Annotated in this window: 4 protein-coding genes; 2 read left to right on the top strand and 2 right to left on the bottom strand. The window is 73.5% G+C overall.

From position 1 onward, the window contains the following. A partial coding sequence (locus ABZ749_RS31860) for a DUF4233 domain-containing protein (RefSeq protein WP_357234351.1) occupies positions 1-471 on the top strand: 471 nt, incomplete at its 5' end. Between the two features lie 38 nt (positions 472-509). Here the strand turns inward: ABZ749_RS31860 and ABZ749_RS31855 are convergent. Beyond that, positions 510-2,003 (bottom strand): VOC family protein, encoded by a 1,494-nt coding sequence (locus ABZ749_RS31855; RefSeq protein ID WP_357234348.1) that lies wholly within the window; start codon positions 2,001-2,003, stop codon positions 510-512. Between the two features lie 141 nt (positions 2,004-2,144). Between ABZ749_RS31855 and ndk the strand changes: the two genes are divergently transcribed. Continuing rightward, positions 2,145-2,570: a nucleoside-diphosphate kinase gene (gene ndk, locus ABZ749_RS31850; RefSeq protein ID WP_088949743.1), complete on the top strand. Its 426-nt coding sequence runs from the start codon at positions 2,145-2,147 to the stop codon at positions 2,568-2,570. 37 nt (positions 2,571-2,607) lie between these two features. On the opposite strand, the gene sigJ is transcribed toward ndk, so the two are convergent. Further along, complete coding sequence (sigJ, locus tag ABZ749_RS31845) at positions 2,608-3,432, bottom strand: RNA polymerase sigma factor SigJ (RefSeq protein ID WP_357234345.1); 825 nt, start codon at positions 3,430-3,432, stop codon at positions 2,608-2,610. Positions 3,433-3,530: the final 98 nt, after the last annotated feature.

Here is a 3,530-nt window from a genome sequence, read left to right as displayed (position 1 = left end):
GCGGGCAGGTCGGGTTGCCACTGCCGGTCCAGCCACAGCGAAGGCGCGTCGGCCTCGTCCAGGACCGCCGAGAACCCGACCGGCCCGCCGGTCGGGCAGCCGGTGGGGGAGGAGCCCACGGCCGGGCAGCCGCGACGCTCCGGGTTGCGCAACCCGGAGCGGGCGGTACGCGGTCTCGGTGCTGGCACGCTCAGCCTGGAAGCGCTGGTGCTGTTGCTGGCGATCCAGCCGATCCGGGTGGTCGGCGGTGACCTCGGCGGTGCCGCGATCGGTGCGGTGGTGGCACTGGCGGTGGCCGCCGTGGTGCTCGCCGGCATGATGCGTCGGCAGTGGGCCTGGAACGCCGGCACCGTGCTCCAGGGGCTGCTGCTGCTGGGCGGTCTGCTGCACTGGTCACTGCTCGGGCTGGGCATCATCTTCGCCCTGGTCTGGGCGTACGCGTTGCACGTCCGCCGGGTCATTCTCGGCTGACGTCGGACCCGGCCGGCGCTGTCCGAAGGCGGGCCGGGTCAGGCGTCGGCGCGTTCGCGCCACTGGGTGAGCGCGACGCCGTGGCCATCCGGGTCGCGGAAGGCCGCCGCCCACCCCTCCAGCTTGGTGCCCCGGTTGACCACCCGGGGCGCGTACGTGAAGCGGACGCCCGACTCGCGCAACCGCTCGTACGCCGCCTCGATGTCGCTCACCTCAAGGTTGACGTGCACGAGCCGGCGGCTGATGGGCGCCGCCCCGGTCACCTCGCGCAGGACGATCCGGGTCGCCCCGGAGGCCAGGACGGCATTGTGGGCACCCTGGTCGACCTCGCTGAAGCCGAGCACGTCGCGGTAGAAGTTGAGCGACCGCTGAAGGTCGGTGACCAGCAGGGTGAGGCCCACCCCGCTGATCGGTGCGGCCGGATCCGCGCCCGCGCCCGAGCCGGCGTCGAACCCGAAGATCGCCTGGTCCAGTTCCTCGTCGGTCACCGTCGTGCGTGCGGCCCCGGCCGGTGAGGGATCGTCCAGCGGAAGATCGAGTGGGTCCAGCGGGTCGGGAGTGCCCTGGCCGGAGCGCTGCGCGGGCGGCGGGTCGAAGCGCTGCGCGCTGGGCGGGTCGACGGGGTCCTCGGCGGGCGGGGCACTCGCGCCGCTCGCCTGCGAAGCGTCGAACCGGTCGGCGGCGGGCTCGTCGAAGCGCTCCTCGGCGGGCGGGCGCGGCGCCGGAGTGGTTGCCCGTCGGGGCAGCCCGCCGGCCTGCGGCTCGACGACCACGCCCTCCAACACCACCGGGCCCCCCGGGCTCTGGTGCATCACCACGGGCTCGCGCTCCTCGGGCACGACGCCCGGGTCGTCTCGCCGGAGGTCGTCGCGCGAAGGGTCCGTGCGCAGCGGGTCACCGAGCGGGTCGCGGAACGGGTCACCGGCCGGGTCCCGGAACGGATCACCGACCGGGTCCCGGAACGGGTCACCGGCCGGGTCGCGGAAGTCGTCGTCCGGTGCGCGGTCGGCCCACGGCGGCGCGTCCTGCTGGATCAACAGCTCGTCCACCGGCTCCGCGTCGGCGAACTCCGGCGGAAGATCGGCGACGGCAGCGGCGGTCTCGGCATGGGTGAGCACCTCGTCCCAGAGGACCTTGACGTGCCGCTGGTCGTCCAACGCGACCCGAATCGGCAGGGTCTGGCCCAGCGACGGCCACTTGGAGACCGGCACCCTCGGCTCAATGATCTTCTTGGACCGCGGCGGCAGACCAGGGGCGTCGATCACCAGTTGCAGTTCGCAGCGGCCGAACGCGTACTGGGTGGGTGGTTCGGAGGCGCTGTGCACGTGCCCGACGCCGACGACCCACGTGCGACCGCCGCCGCGGACGGTCGCCAGCGCGATCGCCAGCACCAGCAGGGCGACCCCCAGAGCCACGATGGCCCAACTCGTCATGCCGAGCCCGAACAGGACGACGAACGTGGCAACGGTGCCCAGCACCGCGCCGATCAGCTTGCGTGCCGGCGCGATGGGTCGGTTCCCGCCATTCGCCACAGTGGACCTCCCGGGGTCAGGACCAGGCTAGGCCGGATCGGCCACCGGGGGAAAGACCGGCCGCCGCGCCGGTGCCGGGACCGGGTCGCTAGGCTGACCGTACCGATCCCAAGCGTTCAGCGCGTACAGGAGGAACCCAGCGTGTCCAGCAACAGCCCGGATGAGCGCAGCCTCGTTCTGATCAAGCCCGACGCGGTCCGCCGCGGCCTGGTCGGCGAGGTCCTCTCCCGCTTCGAGCGCAAGGGGCTGCGGATCGACGCGATGGCGCACCGGACGATGGATGCCGCGCTCGCCGACGAGCACTACGCCGAGCACGTCGACAAGGCGTTCTACCCGCCGCTGAAGGACTTCATGACCGGCGGCCCGCTGGTCGCCCTGGTGCTCTCCGGCGACCAGGTCATCGACGTGGTCCGCGGGCTGGTCGGCGCCACCGACGGACGCAAGGCCGCCGCCGGCACCATCCGGGGTGACCTGTCGCTGTCCAACCGGGAGAACCTGGTGCACGCCTCCGACTCGACTGACAGCGCCAAGCGCGAGATCGCGCTCTGGTTCCCCGAGCTGGGCTGACGCCCACCGGCCCGGGGCCGACCGACGACGTCCGGGTTCAGCCGACCGCCGGCACCTTCGCCGGGTTGCCGACCACGTAGACCCCGGTGATCCGTCCGTCGGCCGCGGCGATGGTCAGCGTGTACCGACTGCCGTCGGCGCGGGTGATCAGCATCGCCGGTTCCCCGTTGAGCTCCACCGGGTCCATCGCCACTCGGTGACGCGGGCCGTAGACCCCGGCGTAGAACCGGGCGATCCGGTCGGCGCCGGTGACCGGGTTGAGGGCGGCCCGCGCCCGACCGCCGCCGTCGTTCCAGGCGGTGGCGTCGGCGGCCACCAGGTTGGTGAGCCTCGCCAGGTCACCGTCGCGGGCGGCGGCGAGGAACGCGTCCAGCAGCCGCTCCCGCTCCGGGCGGCTGGCGGTGAACCGACGCTGCTCCTGCCGTACCCGCGCGGTCGCCCGGTGGTACAGCTGCCGACAGTCGGCGACGGACCGCTCCAGGATCTCGGCGATCTCCGCGTACGGCAGGTCGAAGGCCGTGTGCAGGACGTACACCGCCCGCTCCGGCGGGGTGAGCCGCTCCAGGACGTGCAGCAACGCGGTGGAGAGCGAGTCGCGTAGCTCCACCCGGTCCAACGGCCCGAACGGCGAGGGCGCGGTCGGCACCGGCTCGGGCAGCCACGTCCCGACGTACGTCTCGCGGGCCGCCTGCCGCGCGCGCAGCCGGTCCAGTGCCAACCGGGTGACCACCCTGGACAGGTACCGGCGCGGCTCCTCGACCCGGGCCCGGTCCACACCGAGCCAGCGCAGGTACGCCTCCTGGAGCACGTCCTCCGCGTCGTGCCGGCTGCCGAGCAGGCGGTACGCGAGACCGAGCAGCATCGGCCGGCCACCCCCACCCCCACCCCCACCCGCGAACCGCCGCCACCCCACCCGCGTTGATCATGAAGTTATTGCCACCTAGCGCGGCGTGTCGGGGC

It is taken from the genome of Micromonospora sp. NPDC047753, assembly GCF_040642735.1.
In the GTDB taxonomy this organism is placed as follows: Bacteria; Actinomycetota; Actinomycetes; order Mycobacteriales; family Micromonosporaceae; genus Micromonospora.
Note: the sequence above shows the minus strand (reverse complement) of the source record. Positions and strands in the feature narration are given on the sequence as shown.